This is a genomic window from Metabacillus indicus LMG 22858 (assembly GCF_000708755.2).
GTDB lineage: Bacteria > Bacillota > Bacilli > Bacillales > Bacillaceae > Bacillus_P > Bacillus_P indicus.
This window is the reverse complement of record NZ_JGVU02000006.1, coordinates 274,365-295,219: the sequence shown is the minus strand read 5'-3', so window position 1 is coordinate 295,219 and position 20,855 is coordinate 274,365. Positions and strand designations below refer to the sequence as shown.

At 47.3% G+C, this 20,855-nt stretch carries 17 protein-coding genes and 1 other annotated feature; of the genes, 16 read left to right on the top strand and 1 reads right to left on the bottom strand.

Going from position 1 to position 20,855, the window contains the following annotated elements; all coding sequences use genetic code 11:
- Nucleotide 1 precedes the first annotated feature (1 nt).
- The 16 genes from AZ46_RS15950 (at nt 2) to AZ46_RS15875 (ending at nt 18,740) form a co-directional block, all read left to right on the top strand.
- Nucleotides 2-1,480, top strand: a complete 1,479-nt coding sequence (locus AZ46_RS15950) for a UDP-N-acetylmuramoyl-L-alanyl-D-glutamate--2,6-diaminopimelate ligase (RefSeq protein WP_029284411.1) — start codon at nt 2-4, stop codon at nt 1,478-1,480.
- 323 nt (nt 1,481-1,803) lie between these two features.
- Complete coding sequence (locus AZ46_RS15945) at nt 1,804-5,535, top strand: S8 family peptidase (protein WP_035319421.1); 3,732 nt, start codon at nt 1,804-1,806, stop codon at nt 5,533-5,535.
- A gap of 130 nt (nt 5,536-5,665) precedes the next feature.
- Nucleotides 5,666-5,872: a helix-turn-helix transcriptional regulator gene (locus AZ46_RS15940; protein WP_029284407.1), complete on the top strand. Its 207-nt coding sequence runs from the start codon at nt 5,666-5,668 to the stop codon at nt 5,870-5,872.
- A complete protein-coding gene (locus AZ46_RS15935) occupies nt 5,872-6,192 on the top strand; it encodes a hypothetical protein (protein WP_051827382.1) in 321 nt (106 codons plus the stop codon). The genes AZ46_RS15940 and AZ46_RS15935 overlap by 1 nt, the downstream gene beginning before the upstream one ends.
- 85 nt (nt 6,193-6,277) lie before the next feature.
- Nucleotides 6,278-6,724 (top strand): hut operon transcriptional regulator HutP, encoded by a 447-nt coding sequence (hutP, locus tag AZ46_RS15930; protein WP_029284403.1) that lies wholly within the window; start codon nt 6,278-6,280, stop codon nt 6,722-6,724.
- 118 nt (nt 6,725-6,842) lie between these two features.
- The gene (gene hutH, locus AZ46_RS15925; RefSeq protein WP_051827381.1) at nt 6,843-8,375 is read left to right on the top strand and encodes a histidine ammonia-lyase; all 1,533 of its coding nucleotides are present in this window, start codon (nt 6,843-6,845) and stop codon (nt 8,373-8,375) included.
- Entirely contained in the window at nt 8,372-10,024 is a 1,653-nt protein-coding gene (hutU, locus tag AZ46_RS15920) for a urocanate hydratase (protein ID WP_029284399.1), read from the top strand. The genes hutH and hutU overlap by 4 nt, the downstream gene beginning before the upstream one ends.
- An 11-nt stretch (nt 10,025-10,035) precedes the next feature.
- Nucleotides 10,036-11,319 carry an imidazolonepropionase gene (gene hutI / locus AZ46_RS15915; RefSeq protein WP_029284398.1) on the top strand — a complete coding sequence of 428 codons (1,284 nt, stop codon included), beginning with the start codon at nt 10,036-10,038 and terminating at the stop codon, nt 11,317-11,319.
- Nucleotides 11,291-12,235, top strand: a complete 945-nt coding sequence (gene hutG, locus AZ46_RS15910; RefSeq protein ID WP_029284396.1) for a formimidoylglutamase — start codon at nt 11,291-11,293, stop codon at nt 12,233-12,235. Before hutI ends, hutG begins: the two co-directional genes overlap by 29 nt.
- Nucleotides 12,236-12,295: 60 nt before the next feature.
- Nucleotides 12,296-12,925 (top strand): nitrite reductase, encoded by a 630-nt coding sequence (locus AZ46_RS15905; RefSeq protein WP_029284394.1) that lies wholly within the window; start codon nt 12,296-12,298, stop codon nt 12,923-12,925.
- A gap of 557 nt (nt 12,926-13,482) precedes the next feature.
- Nucleotides 13,483-14,388 carry an efflux RND transporter periplasmic adaptor subunit gene (locus tag AZ46_RS15900; RefSeq protein ID WP_051865595.1) on the top strand — a complete coding sequence of 302 codons (906 nt, stop codon included), beginning with the start codon at nt 13,483-13,485 and terminating at the stop codon, nt 14,386-14,388.
- On the top strand, nt 14,389-15,075 hold the full coding sequence (locus AZ46_RS15895; protein ID WP_029284391.1) for an ABC transporter ATP-binding protein: 687 nt from the start codon (nt 14,389-14,391) through the stop codon (nt 15,073-15,075).
- On the top strand, nt 15,072-16,244 hold the full coding sequence (locus AZ46_RS15890; RefSeq protein ID WP_029284389.1) for an ABC transporter permease: 1,173 nt from the start codon (nt 15,072-15,074) through the stop codon (nt 16,242-16,244). Before AZ46_RS15895 ends, AZ46_RS15890 begins: the two co-directional genes overlap by 4 nt.
- A gap of 14 nt (nt 16,245-16,258) precedes the next feature.
- Nucleotides 16,259-16,696: a hypothetical protein gene (locus tag AZ46_RS15885; protein WP_029284387.1), complete on the top strand. Its 438-nt coding sequence runs from the start codon at nt 16,259-16,261 to the stop codon at nt 16,694-16,696.
- A gap of 11 nt (nt 16,697-16,707) precedes the next feature.
- Nucleotides 16,708-17,388, top strand: a complete 681-nt coding sequence (locus AZ46_RS15880) for a response regulator transcription factor (RefSeq protein ID WP_029284385.1) — start codon at nt 16,708-16,710, stop codon at nt 17,386-17,388.
- 5 nt (nt 17,389-17,393) lie between these two features.
- Nucleotides 17,394-18,740, top strand: a complete 1,347-nt coding sequence (locus tag AZ46_RS15875; protein ID WP_235728238.1) for a sensor histidine kinase — start codon at nt 17,394-17,396, stop codon at nt 18,738-18,740.
- A gap of 18 nt (nt 18,741-18,758) precedes the next feature.
- Here AZ46_RS15875 and metG read toward each other — a convergent pair whose 3' ends face one another.
- Nucleotides 18,759-20,375 (bottom strand): methionine--tRNA ligase, encoded by a 1,617-nt coding sequence (gene metG, locus AZ46_RS15870; protein WP_029284381.1) that lies wholly within the window; start codon nt 20,373-20,375, stop codon nt 18,759-18,761.
- A gap of 51 nt (nt 20,376-20,426) precedes the next feature.
- Nucleotides 20,427-20,684 (bottom strand) — a binding site (T-box leader).
- Nucleotides 20,685-20,855: the final 171 nt, after the last annotated feature.

Genomic DNA, 20,855 nt, shown 5'->3' with positions numbered 1-20,855 from the left:
GATGAATTTACTAACTTTGCTTGAGCAGACCGGTCATTCCATTTTTCATCAGGATGATCTGGGAGCTTGTGAAATTACGGGAATTGAAGCAAACTCAGCCAAAGTCAAGGAAGGCTGCTTATTTACAGCGATCTCAGGCTATGCACGGGATGGCCATGATTATATAGAGGATGCAATCAGAAGAGGGGCTGCGGCTGTTGTTGGAGAAAAAGACCTGACAGGTTTGCCTGTGCCGTATATAAGGGTGGAAAACAGCAGAGACTCACTTGCCAATCTGGCGGCGCATTTTTATGACTATCCCTCAAGGAAACACATCATGATCGGCATTACAGGCACCAACGGAAAGACGACCACTTCTTTCATGCTGAGACATATTTTGCAGCACGCAGGGTATTCATGTGCGCTTTTCGGCACGGTTCACAATGTCATCAATGGACAGGCATACAGTTCCAAGAATACGACCCCGGATGCGCTTGAGCTGCAGCGGTTATTGGCTGAAAGCAAAGACGAGGTTGTCATCATGGAGGTTTCCTCTCACGGGCTTTCGCAAAAAAGGCTCGAGGGCATCGAATTTGATCTTGGTCTTTTTACGAACCTTGCTCATGAACATCTCGATTATCACAATACGATAGAGGAATATTTTGAAGTTAAGCAGCAGCTGTTTTCAAAACTGAAGCAGGGCGGACAGGCCATTGTCAGCACGCATGATGAATGGGGTCAAAAGCTCACCGGCATACTGCGGGAGCGGAATATTGAGGTATCCACATTTGGTTCTTCGAAAAGTGATGACCTTCAGTTCACATCTGAAAATGACGTTCACTGCTCTGATTTTGAAGTGACAGAAAAGGGCGAAAAGCTTCATTTTTCTATGAGCATTCCGGGTCTTCATAATATCTATAACGCTTCTATGGCGTATATGGCAGGGCGTAAAATTGGCGTGGACCGGGCGAAGCTGATTGAAGGCTTCAGAACGTTTAAAGATGTACCCGGGCGTTTTGAAATGTACGATCATCCCGAAGGCGCCACAGCTGTCATTGATTATGCCCATACGGCAGATGCGTTTGAATACATTTTGAAAACCGCAAGAGACTGCGGAGCAAAGCGAATCTATCATGTGTTTGGATTCAGAGGCGGACGCGATGAAAGCAAACGGGCGGAAATGATGGAAATCTCATCAGCGAAGAGTGACTGCTCAATTTTGACATATGACGACTTGAATGGTGTCGACCCGGCCGAAATGACAGAGGAATTAAAAACATATTTTGCCGACTGCGGAAAAAAAGAGGACCTTGTCATTCCTGACCGGACACTTGCGATACAAAAAGCATGGGAAATGGCTGAAGCGGGTGACTGGATTCTTGTGACCGGCAAGGGAAGTGAAACGTATAAAGATTCATACGAGCTTCCTGCAGGTTCAGACCAGGAGACGTTCCGCCTTTTATTAAAAGAAAAAGAAGCGGCAGCATCATCTCCTCTTTAAAATACGAAACGTAAGGAATCTCCAGTCAGAGGAGATTCCTTTTTTCATGTGTAAAAAAAGGTCGATTAAACAAAAACCCCAATTTTAAACCCCGTTTACTAGATATTTAGAATCAGATACCTCCTGTTTTTATTCAAATCCCTCTCATTTTTTATACGAGATAGGTCTCTATATCTGCTTAATAACCCCGATTGTACCTTCCATTCCGGCAATATACAATTCTAGTAACATATTCAAATCATCTTATGAGATCGCATTCTTTCAAGTGTATTGCATCCAGATGAGCGCAGTGGACCAATTTAAATTTTTTAGGGGGATGTTTGGTGAAAAAATCTGTTTTAAAGTCGCTAATCGCAACATCTGTATCTGCCGTTATGCTGTCCTCAACGTTCAGCAGCGTCAAAGCTGTTGATCAGCCAAGTGCTGAAAAAAAGGATCAATCTGCCATCGTTCATGAGACAACGGGGAAAGGCGAGCGCAAGATCACTCTCATTACAGGAGACGTGGTGACCGTTCAAGAGATTGGAAACGGCAAAAGCGCCATTAATGTTGAGCCTGCCGATCGAAGCGGTGCAGGAGCGCAAGTTCTGACCATCGGTGAAGATACGTACGTGATTCCAAATTCGGCCATGCCTTACTTGGCAGCTGACAAATTGGACAAGGATTTATTTAACGTAACGGAACTAATTGAAAATGGCTATGACGACAAAAGCCTCACTTCTCTTCCCGTAATCGTGGAATATGAAGAGACGAAAGCACGGGCAGCTCAAGTAAAATCAGACCCAAAAGGAGCTAAAAAAGTTCGTACTCTTGAAAGTATAAACGGAGCTGCACTGTCTGCTTCGAAAAAAGAGGCAGAAACATTCTGGGAGGATATCACCCCTGAGACAGCAGCTTCAGCAAAAGCAAAACCGGAAACAGCTGTTTTTGAACAGGGAATTGAAAAAATCTGGCTGGATGGAAAAGTAGAAGCATCTCTTGCACAAAGCGTGCCGCAGATCGGTGCTCCGCAAGTATGGGAATCCGGCTATACAGGGGAAGGCGTAAAAGTAGCTGTGCTTGATACGGGTATTGATCCGGCTCACCCAGATTTTTCGGGCCAGATTGAAACGTCAAAAAGCTTTGTTCCAGGCCAGCAGGTTGACGACAAACACGGCCATGGCACACATGTTGCATCAACCGTTCTTGGAACAGGTGCTGCTTCTGAAGGGAAGAATAAAGGGGTTGCCCCTGATGCTCGCTTAGTAGTTGGCAAAGTGCTCGATGACTCAGGAAGCGGTCTTGATTCATGGATCATCGACGGCATGGAATGGGCAGCTGAAAACGCGAAGATCGTGAATATGAGTCTCGGAAGCTCTGAACCTTCTGATGGAACGGACCCGATGGCACAGGCAGTCAACCGGATCAGTGAAGAAAAGGGAACTCTGTTTGTCATCGCAGCAGGAAATTATTCAGCGGAAGGGGCGATTGGATCACCTGGAGCTGCAGATGCTGCGCTAACAATTGGAGCAGTTGATAAGTCTGATAAGATTGCAGGTTTTTCATCTAAAGGACCGCGCTATGGGGATAAGGCGCTAAAACCTGACTTATCAGCTCCGGGAGTCGGCATCGTTGCCGCGCGCTCAGGACTTTCTGCCGGAACAGGCTATTATAAAAGTTTAAATGGAACGTCAATGGCTACACCGCACGTTGCAGGTGCTGCCGCGCTTCTTTTGCAGAAGAATCCTGGCTGGAGCGGCACTCAGTTAAAAGAAGCACTGATGAGCACATCAAAAAAATTGCCATATTCTCCGTATCACATTGGTACAGGCCGTCTGGATCTGCCGGCTGCAGCAGCAGGCAAAGTAAGGGCAACGGGTTCTCTGTCATTCGGTTTCTTTAAATGGCCGAACGCGGATGCACAGCCTGTACAAAAAACGGTCACGTATACAAATGATTCGGACACAGCGGTTACATTAACTCTTCAGGGTGATTTTAAAAATACAAACGGCAACGCTGCACCAGATGGCATGCTGGCGATATCTGAAAGCGAGATTGTGGTTCCGGCTGGAGGCACTAAAACCGTTTCCCTCACGCTTAATCCGCAGCTTGGTGAAGCCGGAGCCCGGTATGAAGGTCATTTGACGGCACTTGAAAACGGCAAACAAGTGGCTCATACTTCACTCGGCACGGTGAAAGAAGAGGAAAAATACACGTTAAAAATGACAGCTAAAGACCGCAGCGGCAATCCTGCCCTTGCATACGTTGGTCTCGTTAACAAGGACATGATTCCAGAGTTCGTCGCTGTAAATGGAGAAGCAGAATTCCGTCTGCGCCCTGGAACTTACTCCGCTATGTCCATGATGGAAGTAGATGCAACTACAGACCACCACGGGGTTGCATTAGTCGGAAACCCTGAATTTGTACTGGATGGACCTAAAACCGTAGAATTTGACGCAAGGAAAGCAAACGAAATAAAAGTGAATGTGCCAAAAGAGACAGAGCCAAGCTATCAGCGCCTGGAATATTACCGCTCTCTTGACGGCAAAACGATGAACCACGTGTACTTGGCGCCGGTATGGATTGATAAACTGTATGCTGCTCCAACAAAGAAAGTGAAAAACGGAGAATTTGAAATGCTGACCCGCTGGCGTTTAATCAAGCCTTTTCTTCAAATTCACTTTAAAGATAAAGTGCTTGATGATATTCCTTTAGCAGGCAGCACGCTGCTCGATGGAAAATATAACTTATCAACGGTTTATGCAGGCAGCGGATCCCAGACTGATTTTGAGCGATTGAATGCAAAAGGTAAGGCTGTCGTTGTTGACCGCAATGCGGATGTCACTCCTTCAGAGCAGGCTGCCGCGGCACATGCAGCAGGAGCTAAGCTATTAATCATCGTCAATTATGAAGATACGGAGTTCAGCGTATATGCAGGCAATCCGGATTACACGAACATTCCTCTTGCTGTTGCCGGAATAAGCAAGAGCGAAGGAGACAAAGTGATTAAGGCTGCACGTTCAGGCAACCTGAAGCTGTTTGTTGAAGGCGAAACGAACACGCCATATGTCTATGATTTAACGGACGTTCATGGTGAAAACATTCCAAAGGACCTGACCTATGCTCCTTCGAATAGCGAACTTGTAAAAATTGATGCACGCTATAAGTCTGACCAGGAAACTTCTGGCGGAGAATTCCGCTATGATCTGCGTCCGCATACATTCAGAGCGGTCGGTTTCATGTATAAAATGCAATTTCCTTCTGTTCGGACCGAATGGGTCTCAGCTGTTGAAGGAACACGCTGGTATCACCAGGCTGAAGTGTTAGACAGTCCTTGGGCAGTACGCCAGCCGGCTGTGACGTATAAAAAAGGGGAAAGACTTCAGGAAGAGTGGTTCTCGCCGGTCGTCCGCCCGCGTCTGGGTGAAGGCTATTGGACACCTTTCCGCAGCGGAAACTCGTTCCAGTTAAACATTCCTGCCTGGGCAGATTCAGGAAAAGGCCATACAGGCGGAACGGAATTTGATGAATCGGTTAAAAATCAGTCACACAAGCTATATCAGGGAGATACCCTGATTAAACAAGGAACAAGTCAGGCTTTAAATGTATTCAGCGGCATTTCAGAAGAAAGAAAGCAATACCGTTTAGTAACAGATGCCAAGCGGGATCCGGAACGATGGGATACATCTGTAAGCACACACACAGAGTGGACCTTCTGGTCTGGATTAGGCGGGAACTACCGTACGCTGCTTCCGTTCTATTCTCTTGACTACAAGGTTGAAACGGATATGAACGGAGATGCATTGGCCGCTCCATCAACGAATCTGGAACTCTCTGCAGCAAAAATTGACGGAGTCGAAGGGTACGGAAAATTGGAAGGTGCTTCGCTCGAAGTTTCTTTCAATGAAGGAAAGTCATGGAAGACTGTAAAGCTTGAGCAAACAGCAGAGAATAAATGGACCGCTAAAATCAACAATCCAAAAAACAGCAAACATGTGTCACTAAGGGCATCTGCCTGGGATGATGCGGGCAATAAAATCACGCAGGATGTGATTAAGGCATACGGATTGAGGTAACCAGATCAATGGTAAGCAGGAAGAGGGGCGTATGCTTCTCTTCTTTTTGATTTCAGCCGAAAAAATAGTTTACTTTTTATTCCATGTAAAGTAAGCTTAACGTAAAGGAACCTTTACAAGGTGGATGAACATGAAGAACAGAATCAGGGAAATGCGCGCAGAAAAAGGAATGACTCAGGAACAGCTTTCGGTTCAGGTTGGTGTTTCAAGACAATCGATTATTGCGATTGAATCCGGCAAGTACAATCCGTCTTTGGAACTTGCGTTTAAGATTGCAAACTCGTTTACGTGCAGAATTGAAGAGATTTTTATTTTTGAGGATGGGGGAGAGGTTTGATGGAATCAGCTGGGGCTTTTATCGGGGTATACGGGGGAATGGCAGCGGGTCTGGTTGCCTGGTGGCTTGGTCTTTATTTTGCGAAGAAAAAAAGAGGTGTAGATGAAGTGTTTCATTTCATCGAACAGAAATCACGGTCGATCGCATGGATCTTTACGATGGTTGCCATCTATTTTTTCTTTACCCTTCTGCTTTTCGGAGTGGATTTGAGCCCTGCGATGATGCTGTCATTGCTCCTATTTGTTCATCTGGGCAGCTGGGCGATCACAAAAGTCATTCTTTCGGTCCGTTTCAGCAGCACTGGATCAGACATCAATTAACCCCTTGACACTTTTCTCATTCAATCATAAACTAACGATAGACACTAGTTTATCAGAAAATTCAGTACGAAGTGAGAAATGACTTATGAGCATACAGCCAGATCACCGTATCGGAAAAAATGCCATGCAGCTTGTTCTGCTTGAAGAAGAGGAGCATCTGTACGGCGAAAAGCTGAAAGAACAGGGATTTCAATTTTGCTTGGGCAAGACAGGATCAATGGAGACGCAGAAAGTAGTGGCGGCCATTGAAACGGCAGCGAAGCGTTCTGGCGTGATTTCGCCCGACGGATACCGGGAAACGCATGCTTTGTACCATGCGATTATGGAAGCGCTTCATGGTGTGACGCGCGGCCAGGTTCAGCTTGGAAGCGTGCTCAGGACAGTCGGTCTCAGGTTTGCGGTTGTCAGAGGCAAACCGTACGAGGCAGAAACAGAAGGCGAATGGATTGCGATTGCATTGTACGGAACCATCGGTGCGCCGGTGAAAGGCTCCGAGCATGAGGCAATGGGGCTTGGAATTAACCACATATAAGATGCGCCCATAGTTATGAGATAGCAGGGGGCTGTATCAGTAGAAAACACGTTTTGAGTGTTTCTATTGGTATGGCCTCCTTTTTGTTTGTCATTTTTCTATAAAAAGGAGAAGCGGGATGATTGAATTAACGGGACATTCCTTAACAATTGAAGCGGCCAGAAAGATTATCTATGACAAAGAAGCAGTGCATATCCCCCAGCATGTATGGGGAAAAGTCGAGAAAAGCAGGAAAGCGGTTGACGCCATTGTGGCGCAGAAAAAAGTTGTGTACGGCATAAACACGGGATTCGGAAAATTCAGTGATGTACTGATTGATGCCGAGCATGTGGAAGAATTGCAGATCAACCTGATCAGAAGCCATGCGTGCGGTGTCGGGGATCCATTTCCCGAAGAAGTATCAAGAGGCATGCTGCTTCTCAGGCTCAATGCACTTCTGAAGGGTTTTTCAGGTGTACGCAAAGAAGTGCTGGAGCTGCTTGCCGAGCTGCTGAATAAGAGGATTCACCCTGTTGTGCCGCAGCAGGGATCACTCGGTGCAAGCGGGGATCTTGCTCCGCTTTCCCACATGGCTCTTGTCCTTGCGGGAGAAGGGGAGGTCCTTTATCAGGGGAAGCAAATGGAGACTGCTGAAGCTTTTCATACAGCAGGCTTGGAACCTGTCACTCTTCAGGCAAAAGAGGGCCTCGCTCTCATTAACGGCACACAGGCCATGACGGCGATGGGGCTTGTCAATTACATCGAAGCAGAATCGGTTGCGCTTCAGGCGGATTACATTGCGTCCATGACACTGGAAGGATTAAGAGGAATCATTGATGCATTCGATGAAGACATTCACCTTGCCAGGGGCTATAAGGAGCAGACAGAGGTGGCTGAGCGTATTAGAGGCATCTTAAACGGCAGCTATCTCGTGACGCATCAAGGCGAGCTCAGGGTGCAGGATGCCTACTCGCTCAGGTGCATTCCCCAGGTACACGGAGCAAGTCTTCAGGTGCTGTCATATGTAAAAGAAAAGCTGGAAATTGAAATGAATGCCGCGACAGATAATCCGCTCATTTTTGATGAAGGCAGAAAAGTGCTATCCGGCGGCAATTTCCATGGACAGCCGATTGCGTTTGCGATGGACTTTTTAAAAGTGGGAATGGCGGAGCTTGCTAATATTTCAGAGCGGAGAATCGAGCGCCTCGTCAATCCGCAGCTGAATGACCTCCCGCCTTTCTTAAGTCCGATGCCGGGTCTTCAGTCCGGTGCCATGATCATGCAGTACTGCGCGGCGTCTCTTGTTTCTGAAAATAAAACACTCGCCCACCCGGCAAGCGTTGATTCTATTCCGTCATCGGCGAATCAGGAGGACCACGTGAGCATGGGAACCATTGCTTCAAGGCATGCCCATCAGATTATCCAGAACGTGCGAAGGGTGCTTGCGATTGAACTCATTTGCGCCATGGAAGCGGCGGCTTACAGGGGAATTGAAAAAATGGCGGAGACAACGAGACGCTTTTATTTTCACGGCCGGAATGCTGTCCCTGCCATCACGAAGGACCGGGTGTTCTCAAAAGATATCGAGGCGGCGGCAGCCCTTCTGAAAAAAACAAATATGAAGCGGTTTGAAAAAAATCATAACGACACAAAGGGGGAATTTGTATCATGACATTGAAATTTACGGGGGCAAAACGGGGAACAGAGCTTGAATGTAAAGGATGGGAGCAGGAAGCGGCACTTCGGATGCTGATGAATAACCTTGATCCTGAGGTAGCGGAAAAGCCGGAAGACTTAATTGTCTACGGCGGGATTGGAAAAGCGGCGAGAAACAAGGAGGCGCTTGACGGCATTATCCGCTCGCTGAAATCACTCGAAGGAGATGAGACACTGCTTATTCAGTCAGGAAAGCCTGTCGGGATTTTTAAAACACATGAGCATGCTCCGCGCGTTCTGCTTTCAAACTCTGTTCTTGTCCCTAAATGGGCAGACTGGGAGAACTTCCATGAGCTTGATCAAAAAGGGCTGACGATGTACGGGCAGATGACAGCAGGCAGCTGGATTTATATCGGCACGCAGGGCATCCTCCAGGGAACATACGAAACCTTTTCTGCTGTAGCGAAAGAGCATTTCGGCGGAAGCCTGAAAGGGACGATCACGCTGACGGCTGGACTTGGGGGCATGGGAGGAGCGCAGCCGCTCGCTGTGACAATGAACGGCGGCGTAGTCATTGCGGCAGATTCGGATCAAAGCAGAATTGAGAAAAGGCTTGAAACCAAGTACTGCGACAGGCTCACACATTCATTCGACGAAGCGGTGCAGTGGGCGGAAGAAGCAAAGGCAGAAGGCCGCCCGCTTTCGATTGGCCTTGTGGCAAATGCCGTGGATGTGCTTCAGGAAGTGCTCGCAAGAAAAATCAAAATTGACGTTCTGACCGACCAGACCTCTGCCCATGACCCGCTGAACGGCTATTTTCCTCATGGAATGACGGTAGATGAGGCGCTGCAGCTGAAACAGGACCATCCAGACCTTTATGTTCAAAAATCAAAAGCATCGATGGCGGAGCATGTCCGCTGCATGATTGAACTGCAAAAGCGGGGAACGATCGTTTTCGACTACGGCAACAACATCCGCCAAGTGGCGAAAGATGAGGGAGTGGAAGATGCTTTTGCCTTCCCGGGATTTGTTCCTGCCTATATCCGGCCGCTTTTCTGCGAGGGGAAGGGTCCGTTCAGATGGGCGGCTCTATCAGGAGATCCGGCTGACATCCACCGCACGGATGAGCTCATTAAAGAGCTGTTCCCGGAAAACGAAGCCCTGCTTCGCTGGATTGACATGGCTCATGAACACGTTGCTTTTCAGGGGCTGCCTGCCCGGATTTGCTGGCTTGGCTACGGAGAGCGTGTGAAGATGGGCCTCGCCATCAACGAACTGGTCCGAACAGGAGAGCTGAAGGCTCCGGTTGTCATCGGCCGTGATCACCTTGACTGCGGCTCTGTCGCCTCGCCGAACCGGGAGACAGAAGCGATGAAGGACGGCAGCGACGCCATCGGAGACTGGGCCGTATTGAACGCGCTCGTAAACACATCTGCAGGGGCGAGCTGGGTTTCCTTCCATCACGGCGGAGGAGTCGGCATGGGATATTCCCTCCACTCAGGCATGGTCGTGGTGGCGGACGGGACGGAAACTGCAAAGAAAAAGCTTGAACGCGTGCTCGTTTCAGATCCGGGCATGGGCATCATCCGCCATGCAGATGCCGGCTACGCGGAAGCCCAGGAGTTTGCAAAAGAACACAATGTCCGCATCCCGATGCAGGAATAGGAGGAGGTATTATGCAATACGACTTAATACTTGAGAATATTGGCCAGCTCCTGACGATGGATTATGGAAAAGAAGGACCGCTCTGCGGAAAAGAAATGGATCAGCTCATTGTTCTTGAAAACATGTCCATAGCCATAAAGGACGGCAAGGTTGCAGAGATTGCAGCAACATCCTCGGCTGCGGACTGGGAGGCGGACAAACAGATTGACTGCGGCGGCCGCCTTGTCACTCCCGGTCTCATCGACCCGCATACCCATCTTGTCTTTGCGGGATCAAGGGAACATGAGATGGGCCTCAAGCAGCAGGGGGTGCCATACCTTGAAATCCTGAAGCGGGGCGGGGGGATTCTTTCGACCGTGGAAAAAACAAGAGCCGCAACCGAAGCGGATCTCTATAAAAAAGCAGCCGGGCACCTGAATGAAATGCTGTCATACGGAACGACAACGGTTGAAGCAAAAAGCGGGTACGGACTTGAAACCGATGCTGAGCTTAAACAGCTGAGAACGGCCAAAAAATTAAACGCGGAACATCCTGTCGACGTCGTTTCCACCTTTCTCGGCGCCCATGCCATTCCTGCAGAGCTCAAGGGTCAGCCCGAAGTGTTCTTAGACGAAATGCTTCAGCTGCTTGATGTCATTGAAAAAGAAGAACTGGCCCGGTTTGTTGATATTTTTTGCGAAACAGGCGTGTTCACAATCGAACAGTCGCGTGCCTTTTTGACAAAAGCTAAACAGAGGGGATTTGGGCTTAAGATTCATGCTGATGAGATTGACCCGCTGGGCGGGGCAGAACTCGCCGCAGAGCTCGGCGCTGTCAGTGCCGAGCATCTGGTAGGCGCATCAGACGCGGGCATCAAGCGTCTTGCAGAGACCGGCGTCATCGCCTGTCTTCTTCCGGGAACATCTTTTTACCTGAACAAACCGGACCATGCCAAGGCGCGGAAGATGCTTGATGAGGGCGTCGCTGTGACCCTTGCAACGGATTTTAATCCCGGCAGCTGCCCGACTGAAAACCTGCAGCTCATCATGTCATTTTCAGCCGTTATGTACAAAATGACAGTGAAGGAAATTTGGAATGCGGTCACGGTAAATGCCGCCCATGCCATTGGTCTCGGCGGACAGAGAGGCGTCATTGCCCCGATGCAGCAGGCGGACCTTGTCATCTGGAACGCAGATAACTACGAGTACATTCCGTACCATTTTGGTGTAAACCATGTTGGGACCGTGATTAAAAAAGGCGCTGTCGTGTATGAAAAGGGGGACTATCATGAGCGGGCTTCCCTATCTTTCACATGAAGCGGGGTTTATAGACAGAGGCATTACAAAGGCCGGAAAGCTGCTTGGAAAATGGAAAGAGGGAGAGGATTCAGGCATCGGACTGATTGGAGTCCCCCTGTCAAAACCGTCAATCAGCCACTCGGGGGCATCCTTTGCCCCGCAGACGATCCGGAAAATGATGAACGCCTTTACCACATATTCCATTCAGGACGATATGGATATAAAGCCAATTACAGATTTTGGGGACATCACCCTGCATGTGACCGACCTGTCAGATTCGATCAGACGAATCGAAGAAACAGCAGCAGGCATCCTGAACAGGCACTCTGATATTCTACCAATCTTCCTTGGCGGCGATCATTCTGTCACTGCCCCTCTTTTTAAAAGTTTTAAAGAGGCAAGGGGCAAAGCGGGAATCATCCAGTTTGATGCCCATCACGATCTCCGGAACCTTGAAGATGGAGGCCCGTCAAACGGAACGCCATTCAGGCAGCTGATTGAAAAGGGCGTCCTTGAAGGAAAGCATCTTCACCAAATCGGAATCCGCAATTTCTCCAATGGAAAAGCCTATACGGATTACGGGAAACAGCATGGGGTCCACATTTATACCATGCAGGATGTCTATGAAACCGGCATTCTGACAATCTTGGAGACAGCCGTTCACGAACTGCTCAAAGAAACAGACCAAATTTACGTATCCCTTGATATGGATGTCATGGATCAGGCGTTTGCTCCCGGGTGTCCGGCTATTGGCCCCGGAGGAATGGATGCGCGGATGCTGATTGAAGCCATGCGTTTTCTTGGAGAAACGCCGCAGGTTAAAGCCCTTGATATCGTAGAGATTGATCCGGCCGTAGACTTCAGGGATATGACGAGCAGACTTGCTGCCCATGCCATCTTAACGTTTCTGTCAGGGTATCAAAACCGGAAATAGCTGTTCACACTTTTCTGACAGATTGGTATACTTAAAAGAAAAACGGGGAGTGTGCACCTGTTGATCACAGAAGAAAAAACCGTTAAATTGGCGGTGAATGCAGGAATCGGATTCGGTGCCAAGTTGACCGCCAGGCAGCTTTTGACGCTTGCCGCCTACATGGAAGAGGACCAGGAACTTGAGCTCACAACCTTTCAGCAGCTCTATCTCGACATTCCTGAAAGCAAGCTGGAAGAAGCCAAAACAGCCTTTCAGCTCTGCGGCCTGCAGTGGTATCCCGTCGGAAGCTTTGTCAAAAGCTTGCGCACCTGCAACTTCTGCAAAGGCGCTGAAGAAGAAGGGATGCCCACCGCCATTGAACTGAACGAAAGAATACAGGGAAAACCGGTTCCGTTTCCGCTCAAAGCAGCCTACACCGGATGCCCTAATGCCTGCGGTGAGCCTCTCGTCAACGACATCGGCGTGATAAAAATGAAAGATTCCTATGACCTGTACATCGGCGGCAGGGCTAAAGGCATGAATGCCCAGACCGGAACGCTGCTGTTTGAAGGACTCACACCCGCGCAGCTGTACTCTGCAGTTGAGAAGATCATTGACATTTACGCGGAGAACGGAAAAAAGCGGGAGTACTTTGCAAAGTTCTTGAAGCGGTATGGGGTGGAGAAGCTGAGAGGGGAAGTTTCGGTTTAGACTCTCTCAATCTTTTCGCATTTGGGCCGTAAATAAAATACAGTTGAAGCCAATCCATTAGGGTTGGTTTTTTTGTGTGGGGGAGAATCGGAAGATTGAAGAGTGCCGCCACTTTCTGAGTAAAGGTTCTCCCATATGTGGCGTCATTCCCCGTAGTGCTACCACTTTCCAAGTAAAAGCTTCCACGTTTGTGGCGCCATTCCGCATAGTGCCGCCACTCTTCATGTGAAAGCATCCATGTTTGTGGCGTCATTCCCCGTAGTGCTGCCACTTTTCATGTGAAAGCATCCATGTTTGTGGCGTCATTCCCCGTAGTGCTGCCACTTTTCACGTGAAAGCTTGCATGTTTGTGGCGTCATTCCCCGTAGTGCTGCCACTTTTCATGTGAAAGCATACATGTTTGTGGCGCCACTCCCTGTAGTGCCGTCACTTTCCCGGTTTACACTTCCCCATTTGTAACACCCCAAAAAAAATCAATCTACTCCCTTAACGGAAGTTCATAATCAGTTCATAAATCTCATGTACCTTTATCTCATCACATATTGGAGGGATAAAACATGAGTGCAAAAAAGAAGAAAAAGAAGACCAAACTGGTTATTGGAATCGTGATTGGGTTCATTGTTGCAGGCGCAGCAGCAGCTCCTCTCTTTATGCCGAAGGGTCAGGCTGTCTATAAAGAAGTCAGCGCAGAGAATGGCAATCTATCATCCTATTACACATTCTCCGGAACAGTTGAAGCAAAGGACCGCAAGATTGTCAGAAGTGAAACAGCCATGCAAGTAGAGGAGATCAAAGTGGAAGAAGGGGATGCAGTAAAGAAGGATGATGTTCTCCTTGAAACGGCTGCAGGTGAAGAAATAAAAGCTCCTATTGATGGAGAAGTATCAGCTGTCACAGCTGAGGAGAACGCTCAGGTCATGGCGGGGGCGGAGCTGCTGGAAATCGTAAACTATTCGGATTTGCAGACAAGCATGAAAGTGGATGAGTACGATTTGAAGAGTGTGAAAGAGGACAAAGAGGTAAATGTCATCATTTCAGCTCTAGATAAAGAAGTAAAAGGGGTTATTTCCTCCATCTCCAAAGAGGCGGCAAATGAAAATGGCGTGGCCTATTTTACGGCTGTTATCGACCTTGAGGAAAATAAAGACATTCGTGCCGGAATGAGTGCTGAAGCCAAAATCCTGAATGAACAGGCGGCGGACGTACCAACATTGCCGATGGATGCCGTGCAGTTTGACGGCAATGACAATCCATATGTCCTTGTTCCGGTAAAAGATGGCCAGCCAAATAGAAAATACATTAAAACTGGGATCAATGACGGTGTGCACGTTGAAGTGAAAGAGGGGCTCTCGATCGGAGAAACAGTTGTGATTCCGTCACAGGAGCAGCCCGCGGCACCAGGCGGCTTTATGCCTCCAAGACCTGAGGGAATGGGTCAATCCGGCTCTCAGGGGGGACAATAAATGACTGAATCTGTTTTACAATTAAAGAATATTTATAAATCCTATTTGATGGGAGAGGATGAGCAGACGGTTTTAAAGTCCGTTAATCTCGACATTAGAAAGGGTGAATTTGTGTCCGTGCTCGGACCATCCGGTTCAGGCAAATCAACGCTGATGAATATCATCGGGCTTCTCGATGAACCGACATCCGGGCACTACTCTTTATCCGGAAATAAGGTTGACCATCTAGATGAACGTGAACTTGCCGCCGTCAGGAATAAAGAGATTGGCTTTATTTTTCAGCAATTTCAGCTTCTTCAAAAACTGACGGCTCTTCAAAATACAGAGCTGCCGCTCATCTATACAGGAATGCCTGCAAAGGAACGAAGAAAGCGTGCAGAAGAGATGCTGGCGCGGGTAGGTCTTGCAGAAAAAATGCAAAACCGTCCAAACCAGCTTTCCGGAGGTCAGCAGCAAAGGGTAGCGATTGCAAGAGCTTTAGTGACAGAACCTTCCATTCTGCTTGCGGATGAACCAACGGGAGCACTTGATCAAAAGACAGGCCAGCAAATTATGAACCTGTTCCGGGAGCTGCATGAGGAAGGAAAGACGATTATCATGATTACTCATGATCTGGAGGTAGCCAAAAACGGCAGCAGAATCGTCCGTATTTTGGACGGAGAGCTAGGAGAGGTGACGCACTCATGATGCTTGAAAACATCAAAATGTCCTGGATGAACATTGCTCATAATAAAATGCGTTCTTTCCTCACCATTTTAGGCATTGTCATCGGGGTAGCATCCATTATTGCCCTTATCACCATTGTTAAAGGAGCTACAGGAGAAGTAACAGAGCAGATGTCCTCTCTCGGCGCGGATAAAGTGACTGTACAGGTACAGGGGACTCCCTTAAAGAAAGGTTTGCTTGAAAGTGATATAGGAGAGCTTGAAAAAATAGAGCATGTGACCGGTGTTTCTCCTACACTGAGCGGGAAAACGTCAATCTCATATTCAAAGAACGTAATGGATGATATCTCGATCCAGGGAAAAAATCAAGTGCACTTCCGAAAGAACGAGGATCTTGTTGAAGAGGGAAGAGCCATCAATAAGCTGGATATTGAGAATAAAAACCGTGTTGTTCTAATCGGCTCAGGAATTGAAAAAGAGTTGTTTTGGGGGAAGAATCCTGTCGGTGAAAACATCCAGATAGCAGGCGTGAATTTTCAAATCATCGGAACGCTGGAGGAATCAGACAGCTACTCAAATGAGTCAACCAATGAAACGGTTGTCATGCCGTATACAACAGCCATGAGCTTTCTTCAGGCGGGATCGGTTTCAAACGCCGATATCTACATGGATGACCCGAAGAATTCAGACGAGGTAACAAGCGCTGTGGAAAAAGCCATGAATCAGGCATTTAACTATAAAAAGGAAGGCTACTCCATCATGAATATGGGAGATATGATTTCTTCCATCAATGACATAACCGGGATGATGACTCTTATGCTCGGCGGCATTGCTTCTATTTCACTTGTCGTCGGCGGTATAGGAATTATGAACATGATGCTTGTTTCAGTAACGGAAAGGACGGCTGAAATCGGACTTCGAAAAGCACTTGGAGCAGAACCGAAACGCATTCAGCAGCAATTCCTGTTTGAATCTGTCTTTCTTTCACTAGTTGGAGGGCTGATTGGTTTGGGGGCCGGAGTGGTCATTGCCTTTGTGGTCTGCAGCATCATGGGGACAAGTTTCGCGCTCTCTGCTTCAACCGTCCTGCTTGCAGTGGGTTTCTCGGCGGCTATTGGAATCCTGTTCGGATTTGCACCGGCTAGAAAGGCTTCAAAGCTGCATCCTATCGATGCGCTCAGAAGCAATTAATGGAGGGAGAGTAAATGCTTAAATCAAAATGGTTTTTTATCAGTTTAATTGGACTGTCCATCACGGTTATAATCCTGTCTGCACTGCCCATGTTCATGAAGCCGCCTGCTGAAGGAGCCGCTTCCATGCCTCAAGGTCTTCCTCCAATGAACGAGATGCCTGCAGGAGGGATGCCCGGTGCTGGATTGCCTGAAAACATAGATATGTTTGAAATACAGCAGTTCATGGAGGAAGTGGAAAAAAACGGAGGTCTGACTCCCGAATTAAAACAGCAGGCAGATGAATTGGGGCTGCCTGATCAAATGCTTGAGATGATGGAAACCTCAGCACCTCCCAAAGCGTTGAATATTGTATCTGCAGGAGCTATGATAATGGGAACAATTGTATTAGCATTCAGCACGTACCGGCTTTATAAGCTGAGAAAATCAAAACAAACAGGAAACGTGCAATAGGCGGTGGAACCTTGGCAACGATACTGGTTACGGAAGACGATGCAAATATAAGACGGCTGATAAAAGATCACCTTGTAAGCTCAGGGTACCGGGTACTTGAAGCAAGTGACGGCGAAGATGCTCTGAAGGTTATGGAACATCATCACATCGATCTATTAATTACTGATGTCATGATGCCTGAAACTGACGGTCTGGAACTGACAAGTGATTTGCGGGAGTACGGGTATGAATTCCCCATCTTGATGATTACAGCTCTGGAAACAGTTGAAGACAAAAGAAACGGCTTCTTGGCCGGCAGTGATGATTACATGGTCAAACCGGTCGATATGGAGGAAATGCTTTTAAGAGTTGCAGCTCTTTTGCGGCGGGCTAAAATCACTTCTTCTAACCTCCTTGAAGTGGGCAGCACTGTGCTGAATCAGGAACAAATGACATTGACGTCGGGTGATGCTGTGATTGAATTGCCGGCAAAAGAATTTAAGCTTCTCTATAAGCTTTTGTCTAACCCCAAGAAAATCTTTACCCGGCAGCAGCTTATGGATGAAATATGGGGATTTGATGTTCAAAGTATGGACCGGACTGTCGATGTCCACATAAAACGCCTCCGGGAAAAGCTTTCGGCTGTAAAAGACTTTGAAATCGTTACTGTTCGGGGACTTGGATATAAAGCAGAGAAAAGAGGTCATTTGTGAAAGGGATGCTGAACTCTATTTATGTCAGGTTTGTCCTTCTTTTTATCGGTATCCTTATTGCTTCAGCCTTGCTTGCACTCAGTGTGGTAACCGCATTTCAATTAGATGACCTGAAGAAAATCGTGAAAGAACAGCTCGAAGACCGAATCACAGCAGTCACTTCTCTTGTTGCAGAAAAAGATATTCCTCTTCAAGAGGCCATTCAGTACATCAGCAGTCCGGACATGAATATACAGGTGTTTCAGAACAGGGAAGAACTCTTAAAAGCCGGGCAATATTCTCCTCTGGAAAACGAGTTCGAGAAGCTGGAGCAGGGAAGAAGCGTTACGATCGAGCTGAACAGAAGGCCTCCGCTCCCTGTTACAGCTGCAATCATTGACGGACAGTTTGTGACCATACACCCTGATATAGATAATAATCAGATTGTCCGTTTTCAAAGGACGGCTCAGACCGTTCTTCTTACAGCTATTCTATTGGGTTCTCTTTTGATTCTGTTTGCAGTCTCTATGGTCGTAAAGCCTATAAAAGCTTTATCTAAAGCATCCGTTGAGGTGGCCAAAGGCAATTTCGAGATAAACATCCCCGTAAAAGGGAAAGATGAAATCAGTGATCTGGTTAAAAACTTTAATGTCATGGTAAAAGAACTGAAGGCAAATGAATATCTTCATAAAGAATTTGTATCATCCGTGTCCCATGAGTTCAAGACACCTCTTTCCTCCATTCATGGCTTTGGCAAACTGCTGAAAAAGAAGGACTTGTCATTAAAGGAGAGAGAAGAATATACAGACATCGTGATTGAAGAAAGTGAACGGCTGTCAAACCTGTCAGCAAATCTTCTCAGACTGTCAAAGCTTGAACATCAGGCCATTCAGTATAAACAAAACACGTTTGACCTTGATGAACAAATTCGAAGAGTGATTCTGCTGCTGCAGAATCAGTGGGAAAAGAAGGACCTTCATCTGACTATTAATCTTGATAAGGCAGTATTTACTGGGGACGAGGAACTCCTGCAGCAGGTATGGCTGAACCTCCTGATCAACGCCATAAAATTTACACCTGATCAAGGAACGATAGAAATCGAGCTTCACTCAAACGCAGACCATATATCTTTCTCCATCGCTGATACCGGAATCGGCATCTCAGAAAGCGATCAGAAACGAATTTTTGAACGGTTTTATAAAGCTGACAAATCACGGACCAAAACAGGAACTGGACTTGGGTTATCTATCGTTAAGAAAATTGTTGATATCCATGGCGGGAAAATAACTGTTGAAAGTGAACTTGGCCGGGGAAGTGTTTTTTATGTAGAGCTTCCTTCTCAAAATCATCAAAAACCGGGAATACTGGCATAACAGTATTCCCGGTTTTTATTACTTCAGAAGCCTCTCAGTTTCCACGTCAATCCTCTCCGGATCAATCCGTTCAAACAGCGGCTTCACATCCTGAACTGTGAAGACCTGCTGTTGAAAATATGCCCATTCTTCCGCTGACAGGTTCAGCGTCTCCTGTATCCTGAGGCAGGAAAAAGGCAGAAAAGGCTGCAGAATAACCGACAAATTGGCAATGGCCAGCGTACAGGTGAAGAGTACTTTTTCGCAGTCTTCTTTATTTTGCTTTACTGAAATCCATGGTTTCTTTTCGTCAAAGTATTTATTCAAATGCCTGATGAAAGCTAAAATGGTTTCAAGCGCGGCTTTGAAATGCCCGCTTTCTATCAGTGCTCCTGTCTGAATATATAGAGATTTTATCTCCTCTTCTATCACAGAATCCTGACAGCCGGAAATGGTTCCGCCAAATGATTTTTCAATAAACTTTAACGTCCGGTTTACTAGATTTCCAAAAGCTCCAAGCAGCTCTCCGTTATGAGAATGGATAAATTCTCTCCACGAAAAATCGGTGTCTCTTTTTTCCGGTCCGTTGATGATCAGGAAATAGCGAATGGAATCGGGATGATAGCGTTCAAGAAGATCAGGCGCCCAGACAGCCCAGTTTTGGCTTGTGGACAGCTTTCTTTTTTCAAGAGTTACATATTCACTGGAGATGATATGCTCCGGCCGTTTTAGTCCGCCAAGGGCTGTAAGGATACCAGGCCAGATAATGGTGTGAAACGGAATGTTGTCCTTCCCGTGAACGTAATAGGAGGAGGTATCATCCTTCCAGAATTCTTTCCAGTCCTCTCCGGTTTCTTCCGCCCAGAGCCTGCTTGAAGATAGATAGCCTGATACCGCCTCGATCCAGACATAGATTTTTTTCTTTTCATACCCTTTGACCGGTACCGGCACGCCAATCGGCAGATCACGTGTGGCACACCTGTCCTGAAGGCCTTCTGCCAGGTATCGGTTTGTGAGGTTCACGGCATTTTCCCGCCAGTTTGAGCCATTATCGAGAGCATACTCTTCCAGCGCACTCTGGAGGGAAGAAAGACTGAAATAATAGTGTGCTGTCTCCCTTGCTTCAGGCTCATGCCCGCAAAGCTTGCATTCCTTGTCAATCAGATCAAGCGGGTCGAGTATGGCAGAGCACACGTCACACTGATCTCCTCTTGCCCGCGATGAACAGGAGGGACAGACACCTTCCACGTACCGGTCAGGCAAAAACTGTTCGCAATGTCCGCAATATGCCTGCCTGGTTTCTTTTTCGTAAAGAGAGCCGTTCTCAAGCAGGGACAGGAAAATTTCCCGGACTGTCTTGTGGTGATGGGTCGAATCCGTTCGTGTGTAGCAGTCATACGTAAAACCCAGTTTGGTGAAACAATCGGAAAATTCCTTATGGTAGCGGTCTGCAATCACAGCTGCGTCCACGTTTTCCTGTCTGGCTCTTATTGAAATAGGTGTTCCGTTGCAGTCACTCCCTGAAACATACAGCACCCGTTCTCCTTTCAGACGATAATAACGGGCCAGAAGATCTCCCGGCAAAAGACTGGCAATATGTCCGATATGCAGAGATCCATTTGCATACGGCCAAGCACCTCCAATAAAAATACTCATCATCTTTCCTCCTTTTCCACGCAAAAAACCCCCGTCCATAGACTGAAACAGTCTAAGGACGAGGGTTGAAGTCGCGGTACCACCTTAGTTTACAGATCAATTGACCTGCCTTTGTCCGTACGGGGCATGAAAGCCTGATACGTATGCTGTTGTAACGTCAGCAACCACGTCACAGCCTACTTGTGCACATGCACGTTCGGTGTGAAGCTCAAAGGTCATTTTCCGTGCGGTCTGCCACGCTTCTTTTCAGCTGCCGAAGCTCTCTTTGGAGGTGTCCCTGCAAGTACTTTTCCTTCTCATCGCTTTTCATTTGTTCTCATTTTATCCAAAAGAAGGAAGGTTGTAAAGGAGAGGATTTTAGGGTGAACTTTTTAGCATGAGTCAATAACATACTTGTTTTGATAGGCTTCAGAATTTTTAGTTTCTTACTTTTGCTTTGGCTCTTTAAAAAAACAATGTTGATTTTCTTAGTGAACTAAC

What these genes read in the sequence shown, in the direction of transcription:
- hutU (WP_029284399.1), top strand. Translation starts at nt 8,372, where the DNA reads ATGACATTGAAATTTACGGGGGCAAAACGGGGAACAGAGCTTGAATGT.
- hutG (WP_029284396.1), top strand. Translation starts at nt 11,291, where the DNA reads ATGAGCGGGCTTCCCTATCTTTCACATGAAGCGGGGTTTATAGACAGA.
- hutI (WP_029284398.1), top strand. Translation starts at nt 10,036, where the DNA reads ATGCAATACGACTTAATACTTGAGAATATTGGCCAGCTCCTGACGATG.
- AZ46_RS15890 (WP_029284389.1), top strand. Translation starts at nt 15,072, where the DNA reads ATGATGCTTGAAAACATCAAAATGTCCTGGATGAACATTGCTCATAAT.
- AZ46_RS15935 (WP_051827382.1), top strand. Translation starts at nt 5,872, where the DNA reads ATGGAATCAGCTGGGGCTTTTATCGGGGTATACGGGGGAATGGCAGCG.
- metG (WP_029284381.1), bottom strand. Translation starts at nt 20,375, where the DNA reads ATGAGTATTTTTATTGGAGGTGCTTGGCCGTATGCAAATGGATCTCTG.
- AZ46_RS15940 (WP_029284407.1), top strand. Translation starts at nt 5,666, where the DNA reads ATGAAGAACAGAATCAGGGAAATGCGCGCAGAAAAAGGAATGACTCAG.
- AZ46_RS15900 (WP_051865595.1), top strand. Translation starts at nt 13,483, where the DNA reads ATGAGTGCAAAAAAGAAGAAAAAGAAGACCAAACTGGTTATTGGAATC.
- AZ46_RS15950 (WP_029284411.1), top strand. Translation starts at nt 2, where the DNA reads ATGAATTTACTAACTTTGCTTGAGCAGACCGGTCATTCCATTTTTCAT.
- hutP (WP_029284403.1), top strand. Translation starts at nt 6,278, where the DNA reads ATGAGCATACAGCCAGATCACCGTATCGGAAAAAATGCCATGCAGCTT.
- AZ46_RS15875 (WP_235728238.1), top strand. Translation starts at nt 17,394, where the DNA reads ATGCTGAACTCTATTTATGTCAGGTTTGTCCTTCTTTTTATCGGTATC.
- AZ46_RS15885 (WP_029284387.1), top strand. Translation starts at nt 16,259, where the DNA reads ATGCTTAAATCAAAATGGTTTTTTATCAGTTTAATTGGACTGTCCATC.
- AZ46_RS15895 (WP_029284391.1), top strand. Translation starts at nt 14,389, where the DNA reads ATGACTGAATCTGTTTTACAATTAAAGAATATTTATAAATCCTATTTG.
- hutH (WP_051827381.1), top strand. Translation starts at nt 6,843, where the DNA reads ATGATTGAATTAACGGGACATTCCTTAACAATTGAAGCGGCCAGAAAG.